The organism is Streptomyces sp. NPDC002537 (assembly GCF_053594975.1).
The window spans coordinates 120663-135524 of record NZ_JBSFWT010000004.1 but is presented as its reverse complement, the minus strand read 5'-3'; the positions used below and the strand labels follow the sequence as shown (position 1 = coordinate 135524).

Here is a 14862-nt window from a genome sequence, read left to right as displayed (position 1 = left end):
CAGCCCATTCTTCTCGTAGCTGCCCCGCCGGTTCCAAACCTATGTGATCGGAGTCCGTTGTGAGACGTCGTGTCCTTCATGGCGCGGTCCGCCGCGGGAGGAGCGCGAGGACCGCCAGGGCGAAGAGCCCGGCGGCCAGCAGCACGGGGACGTTCAGCCCCCACGCGGTGGCGGCCGCTCCCCCGGCCAGGGCGCCGAACGGCGCACCGGCGACCGCGAGGGTGCGGAAGGCGGCGCTGATCCTGCCGAGCATCCCCTCGGGGGCACGTCGCTGCGTCAGCGTCGTCTGGGTGACGTTCCAGACCATGCCGACGAAGCCGAAGAGCCCCAGGGCGCCGACGGCGACCGGCAGTTCGCGCACCGAGCCCAGCACGGCCAGGCAGGCCGTCTGGAGGACACCGCCCAGCAGCATGCTCCGCACCGGCCCGAAGCGGTCCACGAGCCGGCCCGCCAGCAGCCCCCCGGCGACCCCGCCCACCCCGTACGCGGCGATGACCGTGGCGTAGCCCCCGTCGCCGCCGCGCAGCCAGCCGGTGACCAGCAGGGGCAGGGCCGCTATGAGCGCCCCGATCCCCACGTTGCAGAGCGTGGTGGCGGCGCACAGGGCCCGGAGCGTGCCGTCCCGCCGGAGCGCCCGCAGGCCCTGGGCCATCTCATGGCGGAGCGTGCGCCCGGCGGGCCGCGGCTCCCGCGCGGGCGCCGGTGTCCGCAGCGTCGCCACGAGGGCGGCCGCGAGCAGATAGGTCGCGGCGTCGGCCGCGAAGGGCATCGCCGCGCCCACGGCGAGCAGCACGGGGAGCAGCGGCGCGCCGAGGAAGGCGCCGGCCACCTGTTGTCCGGTCATCAGCCGGGCGTTGGCGCGGGCGAGCCCGTCCGGGGGCACCACGGAGGGCAGCAGGGCCGTGGCGGCGTTGTCGAAGAGGGTCTGGAGGGTGGTGAGGACGAAGGCGAGCGCCACCAGCAGCCCGATCGTGGCGTGCCCCAGCCCGACCGCGAGCGCGAAGGCCGCCACCAGGGCGCCGCGGAGCACGTCCACCGTCCACATCGCGCGGCGCTGGTCGAACCGGTCGGCGAGCACACCGCCCAGCAGCCCGAAGAGGAGCCAGGGCAGGAAGCCGCTCGCCGTCACCAGGGAGACGAGCAGCGGGGAGTTCGTCAGCGACGCGGCGAGCAGGGGCAGGGCGGCCCCGCGCAGCGCGTCGCCGAAACGCGACACCACCGCGGCGGCCCAGAGCCGCGCGAAGCCGCCCCGAACTCCCGTGCCCCGCCGGTCCGTTGATGTGACCGGTACGACCGTCGGTTCCTCGACCGCTGCCACGGTTCCCCCTCACCATGGTCGACTGCCGAGAACCGTAGCGGCACCCACTGACAGCGGCCCGGCCGCACGCCTGGAAAGGCGTGCGACCGGGCCGCTGCTCGGTGTGTCCCGCGCTCAGATCTCCCCGCGGAGCTTCGCGAGCGCCTCGGCGAGGATGGCCTCGCCGTCCGCGTCGCTGCGCCGCTCCCGCACATAGGCCAGGTGGGTCTTGTACGGCTCGGTGCGCGGCGGGTCCGGCGGGCTGTCCCGGTCCTGGCCGGCCGGGAAGCCGCAGCGCGGGCAGTCCCAGGTGTCCGGCACCTGTGCGTCGCTGGCGAAGCTCGGCTGCGTCTCGTGCCCGTTGGAGCACCAGAAGGAGATGCGGAGACGCGGCGCGGACTCGCCGCGCTCGGCCTCTCCCATCGGCCCCGCTCCGACCCGACTTCCTCGGATCGCGTTGCCACTTGCCACGGTCGTAACTCCCTGCGTGATGGTGCTGCACGGTGCCAAATAGCGGCTGCGCCGCGGTTCGCGACAACGCCTCCGCTGCGGGCGCCCCAGTCTACGTAAGGCCCAACGCGCGTCCAGTGGCAGGAGTTACAGCCCAGCCGTGAGGACGCGACCTCAATGATAGGCCGCGCCGACGACGGTACGTCAGCTATCGAGCTTCATCAGCAGACCGAGTACGACAATGCACGCGAACCACAGCAGACCGACCACCACCGTGATCCGGTCGAGGTTCCGCTCGGCGACCGAGGAGCCACCGACGGAGGACTGCATGCCGCCGCCGAACATATCGGACAGGCCGCCGCCCTTCCCCTTGTGCATGAGCACCAGCATCATCATCAGCAGGCTGAAGACGATGAGGGCGATCGAGAACCCCATGACCACGGCTGGACCAACTCTCTCGGACTGGAACGGTGAGGGGCCGGGCGGCGCGAACGCGCCGGTCCCGGCCCCGACAGGGTACGACGGGGAGCACCCGTCGTCATAGCGCGCTTACTGGTCGCGGAACCGGACGATCTTCACAAAGTCGTCCACGTCCAGGGCGGCGCCGCCGATCAGCGCACCGTCGACGTCCGGCTGCGCCATGATCGCGGCGATGTTGCCGGACTTGACGGAGCCGCCGTACTGGATGCGCACCTTGTCGGCCAGCTCGCGGCCGTACAGCTCGGCGAGGCGGCCGCGGATCGCACCGCAGACCTCCTGCGCGTCCTCGGGCGTGGCGACCTCGCCGGTGCCGATGGCCCACACGGGCTCGTAGGCGATGACGATGGTCTCGGCCTGCTCGGCCGGGATGTCCTTGAGGGCGCCGTCGACCTGCGCGAGGGTGTGCGCGACCTGGGCGCCGGCCTTGCGGACGTCCAGGCCCTCGCCGACGCAGAGGATCGGGGTGATCCCGTGCCGGAAGGCGGCCTTGACCTTGGCGTTGCAGAGCTCGTCCGTCTCGCCGTGGTACTGGCGGCGCTCGGAGTGGCCGACGGCCACGTAGGAGCACTTCAGCTTGGCCAGCATGCCGCCCGAGATCTCACCGGTGTAGGCACCGGAGTCGTACGCCGAGAGGTCCTGGGCGCCGTACTTGATCTTGAGCTTGTCGCCGTCGACGAGGGTCTGCACCGAGCGCAGGTCGACGAAGGGCGGCAGGACGGCGACCTCGGTGTGGTCGTAGTCCTTGTCGGCGAGCGCGAAGGCGAGCTTCTGGACGTGGGCGATGGCCTCGAGGTGGTTGAGGTTCATCTTCCAGTTGCCCGCCATCAGCGGGGTGCGGTCACTCACGGTGGTTCAGTCCTCCAGTGCGGCGAGGCCGGGGAGCGTCTTGCCCTCGAGGTATTCGAGGCTGGCGCCGCCGCCGGTCGAGATGTGGCCGAATGCGTTCTCGTCGAAGCCCAGCAGGCGCACGGCCGCGGCGGAGTCGCCACCGCCGACGACCGTGAAGGCCGAGCTGTCGAGCAGGCCCTGCGCGACGGCCTTGGTGCCGTTCGCGTAGTCGGGGTGCTCGAAGACACCCATCGGACCGTTCCAGAAGACGGTGCCGGCGTCGGCGAGCTTCGCCGCGTACAGCTCCCGGGTCTTCGGGCCGATGTCCAGGCCCTCCTTGTCCGCCGGGATGGCGTCCGAGGCGACGAGCTCGGGGTTGGCCGGGGCCTTGGTCTTCAGGTCCGGGAAGTCGGCCGAGACCAGGACGTCGACGGGGAGGACGAACTCCACGCCGCGCTTCTCGGCCCGTGCCAGGTACTCCAGGCAGACCGGGATCTGGTCCTTCTGGAGCAGCGAGATGCCCACCTCGTGGCCCTTGGCGGCCAGGAAGGTGTACGACATGCCGCCGCCGATGAGGATCCGGTCGGCCTTCTCCAGCAGGTTGTCGATGACGCCCAGCTTGTCGGAGACCTTGGCGCCGCCGAGGACCACGACGTACGGGCGCGCGACGTCCTCGGTGAGCTTCTTCAGGACGCCGACCTCGGTGGCGATCAGGTCGCCCGCGGCGTGCGGGAGGCGCGCCGGGAGGTCGAAGACCGAGGCGTGCTTGCGGTGCACGGCGCCGAAGCCGTCACCCACGTAGAGGTCGGCCAGGGACGCGAGCTCGTCGGCGAAGGCGCCGCGCTCCGCGTCGTCCTTGCTGGTCTCGCCCGCATTGAAACGGAGGTTCTCCAGCAGCGTGACCTCGCCGTTCGCCAGTGCGGCGACGGTGGCCTTCGCGCTGTCGCCGACCGTGTCGGTGGCGAACGAGACGTTCTTGCCCAGGATCTCGCCGAGCCGCACGGCGGCGGGCGCGAGCGAGAACGCGGGGTCCGGGGCGCCCTTGGGACGGCCCAGGTGCGAGGCGACGATCACCTTGGCGCCCGCCTCGGCGAGCTTCTTGATCGTCGGGGCGACGGCGCGGATCCGGCCGTCGTCGGTGATGGCGGTGCCGTCCAGCGGCACGTTGAGGTCGGCGCGGACGAAGACCCGCTTGCCCTCGACGCCACCCTGGAGGAGCTCGTCGATCGTCTTCATGCAGTGACTCCGTGACTTCCGTAGGGGGTCAGGTCATGGAACGGGGCTCGTACGACGCTCCATCGCGCCGTACGAGCCCGTCCCTCACATCTCTGCTGCCTGCGACTGTGCGAGTCGGGCAGGGATCAGAGCTGGCCGCCGACGAAGACGGTCAGGTCGACCAGGCGGTTGGAGTAGCCCCACTCGTTGTCGTACCAGCCGACGACCTTGACCTGGGTGCCCTGGACCATGGTCAGGGAGGAGTCGAAGGTGCAGGAGGCCGGCCAGTTCACGATGTCGGAGGAGACGATCGCGTCCTCGGTGTAGTCCAGGATGCCCTTGAGCTGACCCTCGGCGGCCTTCTGGAAGGCGGCGTTGATCTCTTCCTTGGTGGTCTCGCGACCGAGCTCCAGGACGAGGTCGGTGACCGAGCCGGTCGGGACCGGGACGCGCATGGCGATGCCGTCCAGCTTGCCCTTCAGCTGCGGGAGGACCAGGGCGGTGGCCTTGGCGGCACCGGTCGAGGTCGGGATGATGTTCTCCGCGGCGGCGCGGGCGCGGCGCAGGTCGGAGTGCGGGAAGTCCAGGATGCGCTGGTCGTTGGTGTACGCGTGGACCGTGGTCATCATGCCCTTGACGATGCCGAAGTTCTCGTCGAGAACCTTGGCCATCGGCGCCACGCAGTTGGTGGTGCAGGAGGCGTTGGAGATGACGTGGTGGTTGGCCGCGTCGTACTTGTCCTGGTTGACGCCCATGACGATCGTGATGTCCTCGTCCTTGGCGGGCGCGGAGATCAGGACCTTCTTGGCGCCGGCCGCGAGGTGCTTGGCGGCGTCGGCCTTCTTGGTGAAGATGCCGGTGGACTCGATGACGATGTCGGCGCCCAGCTCGCCCCAGGGCAGGTTGGCGGGGTCGCGCTCGGCCATCGTCTTGAAGGTCATGTCACCGACGGTGATCGAGTCGTCGGTGTGGCTGACCTCCTGCTTCAGCCGACCCAGGATGGTGTCGTACTTCAGCAGGTGGACCAGGGTGGCGTTGTCGGTCAGGTCGTTGACACCGACGATCTGAATGTCCGCACCCTGCTCCAGCAGCGCGCGGAAGTAGTTACGACCGATACGGCCAAAGCCGTTGATGCCTACGCGGATCGTCACGAACCGATCTCCTCGTTGGTATGCCGGTCTGTTGCCGCCGGCGATCTGTATGGGATGTCCCCGACCACCACTGACCCTACCTCCAACAGGGGAGGGACGTGACATTGGCGGACCCCTCTCACGTCACCTGTCAATGGCGTGCAACACATTGCCGAGCAGACGAGCGCGCTCTCTCCCATTTGATACATGTTCGAGACCGAAACCCAGCAGCACCGTGTCGTGGGTGGTGAGGGCCGCCGAGTAGTGGGAGAGCTCCTTCGAACGCGCCCAGTCCCCGGTGTTCCCGGGGCTGCCGGGCGGCGGGCCGGGCACGGTCCAGGGGCCCAGGGAGGACTCGAAGCCCTCGGTGGGCTGGGCGGTGCCGCCGACGGTGACGGTGGTGTCGTCGACGAAGACGCCGCGGCCGCCGTTGCTCGGGTCGGTGACGTAGGAGACGGCGACCTCGACCTTCCGGCCCGCGTACGCGCTCAGGTCGAAGGAGACCTGCCGCCAGCCGTTGGACGAGCCGGTGAAGGCGTGCCAGCCGCCCGTGCTGCCCTGGCCCGCGCAGCCGCCGCTGCGCGGCGTGAGGTAGTGGGCGAGGAAGGGGTGGAGCTTGAGGGTGGAACCGCAGTCCAGGGGCACCTGGTCGGTGGTGCCGCCGCGGGCGTCGGGCAGGGTGGTCCAGTCGTCCCGGCCGACGGTGTGCGCCTCCAGGACGGCGTTGTCGTAGCCCTGCTCGGTGTCGTGGCTGAGCCAGAAGCCGAGGGCGGGCCTGTCGGCCGCGGTCGCCCCGGTGAGGTCGACGGTACGGGCCAGCCGCATCCAGGCGTGGTCCTGGTGCCGGGCGGCCGCCATCCAGGTTCCGTCGTACGGCTGGAAGGGGGACCGCACACCCGCGTAGTCGCCCGCAGCGGCGCTGCGGAACTGCGGGAAGGCCTCCGGGGGCAGTTCGTCGGAGACGGAGCCGTAGGCGCCCGCCGCGGTCAGGGGGCTGCCGGGCGCGTCGGCGAGGGCGGCCGTCACGCCCTTGAGCCTGCCGGTGCCGTCGAAGCGCGGCGGCCCGGCGTACGAGATCCTGCCGCTCGCGCCCAGGTAGTACTGGCTGAAGTCGTTGGTGTCGGCCGGGCCGATGCGCGCGTCGCCGCCCGCCTGCTGTCCGGCGGCGACGAGCTTGCCTCCGGCGTTGACGAAGTCGCGGACGGCGAGCAGGGTGTCGCCGCCCGGCCGGTTCGCGCCGGAGTACCAGATCACGGTGGAGAAGTGCCCGAGCACGCCGAGCGCGTGGGGTGCGCCCTGCGTGGCGACGTCCCAGACCGCGGCCCTGCGGCCGTTGGCGGCGAGGGCGCGGGTGTAGACGGCGACGTTGCGGGAGGCCGTCGTGCCGCCCTCGTCGGCGAGCACCAGGGTGTCGGCGCGGGGGCGTTCCGCCACGGTGTAGGTGAACGGCTCGCCGGCGGTCGGCCTGCCGTCGCGCGTACGGCCGGTGAACCAGACCTGTACGCGGTCGCCGGGGTCGGCGCCCTCGACCTGCGCGCGGTACTGGTCGAAGCGGAGGTTGTCGCGGCCGCCGAAGCGCTTGCCGCCCTGCCATGCCTCCAGCCGTTCGGTGTGCGTACGGCCGCCGTTGACGCGGTAGTTGAGGCGCTTGTCGCGCAGGCTCTTGCGGGCGGTGACGGCGACTTCCTGTTCCTCGCCGCGCGCGTAGGAGGTGGTGAACGCGTCGGGGGTGAAGTCCGGGGCGCTCAGGCCGACGGAGGAGACGGGCACGTCGGTGCCCGCTTCGTTGGCGGCGGTCTCGGCGACGGAGAGCGCGAACGGCAGGTTCTTGGTGAACTCCCGCTCGATCAGCTTCCTGTCGTCGGGGAAGTTGAAGACGGAGGGGCAGTCGTCGGGGTTCCAGCGGCCGCTGGTGTCCGCTTTGGAGGCCGTCTGACAGGTCGACATCTCCGGGGTGAACATCATCGTGCCGTTGACGTTCGCCGCGTGTCCGTCGGCCTCGCCGTTGGTGGTGTAGAGCTCGGAGGAGAGCTCGGAGCGGTAGCCGGGGATCGCGGGCTTCTCCGGGGTCCCGGCCAGCGCCCGGTAGAGGACGTCGTCCGGGGTGGACGTGGCGACCTGCCAGCCGACGCCGTAGAGCAGCAGTTCGGCGGCGGAGTGGTAGTTGACGGCGTACGTGAAGTGGACGCGCTTCTCCAGGGCGTCCAGCGCGCGGGTCTCCGGCTCCGAGGCGGGCGACGGCCCGCGGTAGGTCTCGGAGGCGGGCCGGGGCGACGAGCCCTCGTTGTCGTAGCCCCACTTGTAGGGGAAGTTGCGGTTGAGGTCGACGCCGTCCTCGGGGCCGATCCTGCCGTCGCCGTTGTTGTCGCGCAGGTTCTTGCGCCACAGCCGGGTCTCGGGGCCCTTGAAGGTGTAGTCGTAGCCGTCCGGGTTGGCGGAGATCAGGAACCACAGTTCGGTGCGGTCCAGCAGCCTGGTGATCCGGGCGTCCTTGCCGTAGCCGCCGATGTAGTAGTGCATCAGCCGCCGCGTCATCTCGGGCGTGATCCACTCGCGGGCGTGCTGGTTGGACAGGTAGAGGACGGACGGCTTGGCGCCGTCCCGCGTCCTCTCCGCGTCCTTGCCGACCTTGAGGGCGAGGATGTCCTGGCCGCGCACGGTCTTGCCGATGTTGACGACCTTGGTGAGGCCGGGGTGCGCGCGGCCGGTGTCAACGATCTCCTCTTCGAGGCCGCCCTTGGGCCCGTACGGGCGGAAGACGTGGTCGCCCGCGGCGGCCAGCCGGTCCTGGGTCTTCTTCGGGACGCGCTTCTCGGTGAGCTCCACGCCCTGCTCGCGGAGGCCGGCCGCCTGGCTTCCGGTGAGGATCAGCTCGACCGGCGCGGCCCGGTCGGCGGTGAGCCGCTCGCCCAGCTCGTGGCCGTCGACGCCCGCCGCGAGCAGCAGCGGCAGTTGCGCGGAGGTGACCTTCGCGGTCCACGCGGTGAGCCTGCCGCCGTCCGCGGTGGTGCCCGGGGCGGGTTGCGCGTGGGCGAAGGGTGCCGCCGCCACACTGCCGATCAGCAGCGAAGCGGCTGCGAGGAAGGATCTCGCTCTGCGTCTCATGAGCCCCCCTTGCGGTGATCCGGCACGTGGGTGCACGGAGTGCTCAGGCTGCTGACGCACACATGGTCATGTCAACAGGGCACCGTCGGACGGCAGTTGGCCACCCGAGGGGGGTGCGCCCCGCCAGGGGCGCGGGGAACTGCACGACCGGCCGAACACGACCCGCGGCCGCCTGCCGGGCTCAAGAGACACCCCGGTGGGCGCACCCGCCCCGCGGAGCGGGAAGCGCTAGCCGACCATCCCCTCCGCGAGCTCCTCCGACAGGTCCGAAAGATCGGAGAGGTTCGACTCCGTACCCGGAATGCCCAGGTCCTGCGCCCGCTTGTCGGCCATGGCCAGCAGCCGCCGGATGCGCCCGGCGACGGCGTCCTTGGTCAGCGGCGGGTCCGCGAGCGCTCCCAGCTCCTCCAGGGAGGCCTGCTTGTGCTCCATCCGCAGCCGCCCGGCGGCCGCGAGGTGCTCGGGGACCTCCTCGCCGAGGATCTCCAGCGCCCGCTGCACCCGGGCCCCGGCGGCGACCGCGGCCCGCGCCGAACGGCGCAGGTTCGCGTCGTCGAAGTTGGCGAGCCGGTTGGCGGTGGCCCGCACCTCGCGCCGCATCCGGCGCTCCTCCCAGGCGAGCACGGACTCGTGCGCGCCCAGCCGCGTCAACAGCGCGCCGATCGCGTCACCGTCGCGGACGACGACCCGGTCCACGCCGCGCACCTCGCGCGCCTTGGCCGCGATCTGCAGCCGGCGGGCCGCGCCGACCAGCGCGAGGGCCGCCTCCGGCCCCGGGCAGGTGACCTCCAGGGAGGACGAGCGGCCGGGCTCGGTGAGCGAGCCGTGGGCCAGGAAGGCACCGCGCCAGGCGGCCTCCGCGTCACAGGTGGCACCGGAGACGACCTGCGGCGGCAGCCCGCGGATCGGGCGCCCGCGGCCGTCGACCAAGCCGGTCTGGCGGGCCAGCTGATCACCGCCCGCGACCACCCGCACCACGTACCGGCTGCCGCGGCGCAGCCCGCCGGGGGCCATCACCACCAGGTCGGAGGTGTGCCCGAAGATCTCCAGGATGTCCTTGCGCAGCCGCCGGGCCGCGATCCCGGTGTCCAGCTCCGCCTCGATCACGATGCGTCCGCTGACCAGGTGCAGCCCGCCCGCGAACCGCAGGATCGCCGAGACCTCCGCTTTCCGGCAGCAGGTCCGGGTGACGGGGAGCCGGGAGATTTCATCCTTCACCGCTGCCGTCATCGCCATGGGCCGATCCTTCCATGCATCCGAAAAATACGGTCGTACGCGGCGGCCAACAGCTCCGGGTCGTGGGTCGGGGAGCCGTCGGGCGCGGCGACCGGCGCCAGCTCGACCGCGGCCCCGAGCCGCTCCGCGGCTTCGATGAGGCTCTCCCGGTCGGGCACGGCGGCCTCGTCGGCCAGCACCACGTCCAGGGCGAGTTTAGGGGCGTGTCGGGCCAAAACCTCCAAATGACGCTGCGGGGAGAAGCCATCGGTTTCGCCGGGCTGCGGCGCGAGGTTCAGCGAGAGCACCCGGCGGGCCTTGGTCACCTGGAGCGCGTCGAGCAGCTCGGGCACCAGGAGGTGCGGGATCACCGAGGAGAACCAGGAGCCTGGACCGAGCACCACCCAGTCGGCGTCGAGCACCGCCTCGACGGCCTCGGGCACCGCGGGCGGGCCCTCCGGGACGACGTGCACGGACTGGACCTCGCCCGGGGTGAGCGCCACGGTGGCCTGGCCGCACACGGTGGTGACCGCGTCCGGCTCGGCCGGGTCGTGGCCCCGGACGAGCGCCTGGAGCTCCAGCGGCACCGCGGACATGGGCAGCACCCGGCCGTGCGCGCCGAGCAGCTTGCCGACCAGGTCCAGGGCCTGTACGTGGTCGCCGAGCTGCTCCCACAGGGCGACGATCAGCAGATTGCCGACGGCGTGGCCGTGCAGGTCGCCCTCGCTGGCGAAGCGGTGCTTGACGACCCGGGCCCAGGTCTGGCCCCAGTCGTCGTCGCCGCACAGCGCGGCGAGCGCCTTGCGCAGGTCGCCCGGGGGCAGCACGCCCAGCTCGTCGCGGAGCCGCCCGCTGGAGCCGCCGTCGTCGGCGACGGTGACGACGGCGGTGAGGTCGCCGGTGATCCGGCGCAGGGCGGCGAGCGACGCGGACAGGCCGTGGCCGCCGCCGAGTGCGACGACCTTGGGCTGCGCGCCGCGGCGCGCGCGGCCGTTCCCCCGCCCGTCGGCACGGGCGGGGGCGAGCCTGCGGCCCCGGCGCAGCCGGAACGCGCGGCCGGTCACTCGCGCCCCATGTCCCGGTGGACGACGACGGTCTCGACGCCCTCGGAGACCAGGCGGTGGGCGAGCTTCTCGGACATCGCGACGGAACGGTGCTTGCCGCCGGTGCAGCCGACCGCGATGGTCACATAGCGCTTGCCCTCGCGGCGGTAGCCCGCGGCGATCAGCTGGAGCAGCTCGGTGTAGCGGTCGAGGAACTCCTTGGCGCCCGGCTGGTTGAAGACATAGCCCGAGACCTCCTCGTTGAGCCCGGTGAAGGGGCGCAGCTCGGGGACCCAGTGCGGGTTGGGCAGGAAGCGGCAGTCCACCACGAGGTCGGCGTCGACGGGCAGGCCGTACTTGTAGCCGAAGGACATGACGGTGGCGCGGAGCTCGGGCTCCTCCTCGCCGGCGAACTGGGCGTCCATCTTGGCGCGCAGCTCGTGGACGTTGAGGCTGGAGGTGTCGATCACCAGGTCGGCGTCGCCGCGCAGCTCCCGCAGGAGGTCGCGCTCGGCGGCGATGCCGTCGACGATACGGCCGGAGCCCTGGAGCGGGTGCGGGCGGCGGACGGACTCGAAGCGGCGCACCAGGGCGTCGTCGGAGGCCTCCAGGAAGATCACGCGCCGCTTGACCTTCTTGGCGGCGAGGTCCGCGAGGGACTCGCGGAGGTTGTCGAAGAAGCGCCGGCCGCGGACGTCCACGACCACGGCGATCCTGGCGACGTTGCCCTGTGAGCGGGCGCCGAGGTCCACCATGGTGGGGATCAGGGCGGGCGGCAGGTTGTCCACGACGAACCAGCCGAGGTCCTCCAGGCACTTGGCGGCGGTGCTGCGGCCCGCCCCCGACATGCCGGAGATGATCACCAGCTCGGGGATGCCCGCCGCCTCGCCCGCCGCGTCCGCCGTCGTGCCCGTACTCACCTGTGCTCCGTCTCGATCGGTCCCGGTCATGCTGCTACCCCCGTTCTGCGGACGGTGCCGCGGGTGCGGCGCCGTCTTCCATACTGCTGCGGTCTTCCTGTGTCCGTGCCGCGGACGGCCGTCGCCGGGTGCCCGTGCACCGTCGATCCCGTCCGCCGGAGTCCACGTCCATCATTCCTCCGCATCGTCCATGATCTCGCCTGTCGCGGTGTTGACGGCAGGGGCGGGCGGTGCCGCCGCGGCGAGCGCGGCGGCGATCGTCTCCGCCGTCTTGCGGCCGATACCGGGCGCCTCGCAGATCTGCTCGACCGTCGCGGCGCGCAGCCGTTTGACCGACCCGAAGTGCTTGAGCAGTGCCTTCTTGCGGGTGTCGCCGAGGCCGGGGACGGCGTCGAGCGGTCCGGCCTTCATGGTCCTGGTGCGTTTGCTGCGCTGATAGGAGATGGCGAAGCGGTGTGCCTCGTCGCGGACGCGCTGGAGGAGGTAGAGGCCCTCGCTGGTGCGCGGCAGGACGACGGGGTCGTCGTCGCCGGGCAGCCAGACCTCCTCCAGGCGCTTGGCGAGGCCGCAGACGGCCACGTCGCTGATGCCGAGGTCGTCGAGGGCCCTGCGGGCGGCGGCCACCTGCGGCTGTCCGCCGTCGACCACGACGAGCTGCGGCGGGTAGGCGAAGCGCTTGGGCCTGTCGTCCGCGGCGGCGGTTCCGTTCCCGGTGTTCCCGGTGTCCTCGACGGCGTTCTCCTCGGACCACTCGCCCGCCTTCTGCTGCTCCAGCAGATAGCGGCGGAAGCGGCGGCCGACGACCTCGTGCATCGAGCGGACGTCGTCCTGCCCCTCGAAGCTTTTGATCTGGAAGCGGCGGTACTCGCTCTTGCGGGCGAGGCCGTCCTCGAAGACGACCATGGACGCGACCACGTCCTGCCCCTGGAGGTGGGAGATGTCGAAGCACTCGATGCGCAGCGGCGCGGAGTCCAGCCCGAGGGCCTCCGCGATCTCCTCCAGGGCCCGGGAGCGGGTGGTGAGGTCGGAGGCGCGCCTGGTCTTGTGGAGCACGAGGGCCTGTGCGGCGTTGCGCTGGACCGTGGCCATCAGGTCCTTCTTGTCGCCGCGCTGCGGGATGCGCAGGTCGACCCGGGAGCCGCGGCGCCCGGTGAGCCACTGGACGACCGGTTCCGCCGGGTCGGGCAGGGCGGGGACGAGGACCTCCTTGGGGACCGCGTCGCCCGTCTCCTCGCCGTAGAGCTGCTGGAGGGCGTGCTCGACCAGGCCCGCGGTGTCGACGGCCTCGACCTTGTCGGTCACCCAGCCGCGCTGGCCGCGCACCCGTCCGCCGCGCACGTGGAAGATCTGCACGGCGGCTTCCAGTTCGTCCTCGGCGACGGCGATCAGGTCGGCGTCGGTCGCGTCGGCGAGCACCACCGCGTTCTTCTCCATCGCGCGGCGGAGCGCTTCTATGTCGTCGCGGAGCCTGGCCGCCTTCTCGTACTCCATCTCCTCGGCGGCATCATGCATCCGCTGTTCCAAACGGCGGATGTACGCACCGGTACGTCCGGCCATGAAGTCGCAGAATTCCTCGGCGAGTTCGCGGTGCTCCTCGGGGGTGACGCGGCCGACGCAGGGGGCGGAGCACTTGCCGATGTAGCCGAGCAGGCAGGGGCGGCCGATCTGGGCGGAGCGCTTGAACACCCCGGCGGAGCAGGTGCGTACGGGAAAGACCCGGAGCATCAGGTCGACGGTCTCGCGGATCGCCCAGGCGTGGGCGTACGGGCCGAAATAGCGCACGCCCTTCTTCTTGGGGCCGCGCATGACCTGCACGCGCGGGAACTCCTCGTTCAGGGTGACGGCGAGGGAGGGGTAGCTCTTGTCGTCGCGGTACTTGACGTTGAAGCGCGGGTCGTACTCCTTGATCCAGGAGTATTCGAGCTGGAGCGCCTCGACCTCGGTGGAGACCACGGTCCACTCGACGGAGGCGGCGGTGGTGACCATGGTGCGGGTGCGCGGGTGCAGGCCCGCGAGATCCTGGAAGTACGAGGAGAGCCGCTGGCGCAGGCTCTTCGCCTTCCCGACGTAGATCACGCGGCCGTGCTCGTCGCGGAACCTGTAGACCCCCGGCGAGTCGGGGATCTGTCCCGGCTTGGGTCGGTAGCTGCTGGGGTCGGCCATGTCACACACCCTACTTGCGGGCAGTGACAACTCCATCGCCCGACCGCGGCGGGCGCGGGCCGGGAGGCGGTTCCCGGGGGCTCCCGGGCCGGTCGTGCCTCCGGCCCCGGCGAGTGCGCGCCGGGGCCGGAGCGGGAGCGTTGTGGGGCCGCCCCCTCTGGTGCGGGTGGTCAGCCGCGGCGCCGCTTGCGGCGGACCACCAGGGCGGAGGCGCCGAGGGCCAGGACCGCGCCCGTGGCCGTCGCGGCGGAGGCCGCGTCCAGCGGGCTCCCCGCGCCGGTCCGCGCCGCGGACGCCGTGCCGTCCCCTGCGGACCTCTCCGCCGTCCCGGCGGCCGGCTGCTCCGCGTATCCGCCGGCCAGCCCCTGCTTGGCGTAGGCGGAGCCCGGCAGCTTGTCGCCGTACGCCTTGTGGACGCGCGCCCGGTACTTCTCGACGGTCGTGCCGTCGGCCCCTATCGCGCGGGTGGCGTCGGCGCCGAGCGGCAGCACCCGGTCGCCGCGCTGTACGTACCAGGCGTTGATCTGCGGCTCGCGGAAGACGGTGCCCCCGCCGAGCTTCCGCGCGCCCTCGGCGGCGTAGCGCGTCTCGTCGTCACCGGTGGCGATGTTGACGACCTTCCAGGTGCCCCCGGACTTCACCGTCCATACGGACGCCTTCTGTCCGTCGGCCGACACCGCCTTGCTGGCGAGGAATTCGAGGTCGGCCACGGGGGCGCCCGCCTTGCCCGCCACGAACTCCGGGGCGAGCGTGTAGACCGGCACGGCCGCGCCGTCGATCCTCGGCTGCGCCTTCGCCTCGGCGACGGCCCCGTCGCGGGCGAAGAAGCGGGACAGCGTGTCGAGCGTCGCGGGGGCGGCCGCCGCGTCGTGGGCGGCGGCGATCCCGGCGGCGGGCGGGGCGACGGGGGCGGGGACCGGGGTCCCGTCGGCGTGCGCGAGGGGGGCGAGTACGAGGAGGGCGGCGGTGAGGGTGCCGGCGACCGCCGCGGTCCTCCTGATGTGTGCGGTCACGTC

General features: G+C 71.9%; 12 protein-coding genes. All 12 read right to left on the bottom strand.

Going from position 1 to position 14862, the window contains the following annotated elements; all coding sequences use genetic code 11:
* Positions 1-76: 76 nt before the first annotated feature.
* The 12 genes from ACWD4A_RS03345 to ACWD4A_RS03290 all read right to left on the bottom strand — a co-directional run bounded on the left by ACWD4A_RS03345 (position 77) and on the right by ACWD4A_RS03290 (position 14859).
* Entirely contained in the window at positions 77-1318 is a 1242-nt protein-coding gene (locus tag ACWD4A_RS03345; protein ID WP_451188808.1) for an MFS transporter, read from the bottom strand.
* 114 nt (positions 1319-1432) lie between these two features.
* A complete protein-coding gene (locus tag ACWD4A_RS03340) occupies positions 1433-1768 on the bottom strand; it encodes an RNA polymerase-binding protein RbpA (protein ID WP_079110552.1) in 336 nt (111 codons plus the stop codon).
* 183 nt (positions 1769-1951) lie between these two features.
* Positions 1952-2182 (bottom strand): preprotein translocase subunit SecG, encoded by a 231-nt coding sequence (gene secG / locus ACWD4A_RS03335; protein ID WP_183147250.1) that lies wholly within the window; start codon positions 2180-2182, stop codon positions 1952-1954.
* Between the two features lie 114 nt (positions 2183-2296).
* Positions 2297-3073, bottom strand: a complete 777-nt coding sequence (tpiA, locus tag ACWD4A_RS03330; RefSeq protein WP_451188802.1) for a triose-phosphate isomerase — start codon at positions 3071-3073, stop codon at positions 2297-2299.
* Positions 3074-3079: 6 nt separating this feature from the next.
* Entirely contained in the window at positions 3080-4291 is a 1212-nt protein-coding gene (locus ACWD4A_RS03325) for a phosphoglycerate kinase (protein WP_451188799.1), read from the bottom strand.
* A gap of 125 nt (positions 4292-4416) precedes the next feature.
* Positions 4417-5421, bottom strand: coding sequence for a type I glyceraldehyde-3-phosphate dehydrogenase (gene gap, locus ACWD4A_RS03320; RefSeq protein WP_451188796.1), 1005 nt, complete (start codon positions 5419-5421; stop codon positions 4417-4419).
* Positions 5422-5544: 123 nt separating this feature from the next.
* Positions 5545-8505 carry a M14 family zinc carboxypeptidase gene (locus tag ACWD4A_RS03315; RefSeq protein ID WP_451188793.1) on the bottom strand — a complete coding sequence of 987 codons (2961 nt, stop codon included), beginning with the start codon at positions 8503-8505 and terminating at the stop codon, positions 5545-5547.
* Between the two features lie 228 nt (positions 8506-8733).
* A complete protein-coding gene (gene whiA / locus ACWD4A_RS03310; protein ID WP_116211143.1) occupies positions 8734-9741 on the bottom strand; it encodes a DNA-binding protein WhiA in 1008 nt (335 codons plus the stop codon).
* Entirely contained in the window at positions 9732-10784 is a 1053-nt protein-coding gene (locus ACWD4A_RS03305) for a gluconeogenesis factor YvcK family protein (protein WP_451188789.1), read from the bottom strand. The genes whiA and ACWD4A_RS03305 overlap by 10 nt, the downstream gene beginning before the upstream one ends.
* A complete protein-coding gene (gene rapZ, locus ACWD4A_RS03300) occupies positions 10781-11713 on the bottom strand; it encodes an RNase adapter RapZ (protein ID WP_451188786.1) in 933 nt (310 codons plus the stop codon). The genes ACWD4A_RS03305 and rapZ overlap by 4 nt, the downstream gene beginning before the upstream one ends.
* Positions 11714-11854: 141 nt before the next feature.
* Positions 11855-13846: an excinuclease ABC subunit UvrC gene (uvrC, locus tag ACWD4A_RS03295; protein WP_451188782.1), complete on the bottom strand. Its 1992-nt coding sequence runs from the start codon at positions 13844-13846 to the stop codon at positions 11855-11857.
* Positions 13847-14016: 170 nt separating this feature from the next.
* Complete coding sequence (locus ACWD4A_RS03290) at positions 14017-14859, bottom strand: hypothetical protein (protein WP_451188779.1); 843 nt, start codon at positions 14857-14859, stop codon at positions 14017-14019.
* Positions 14860-14862: the final 3 nt, after the last annotated feature.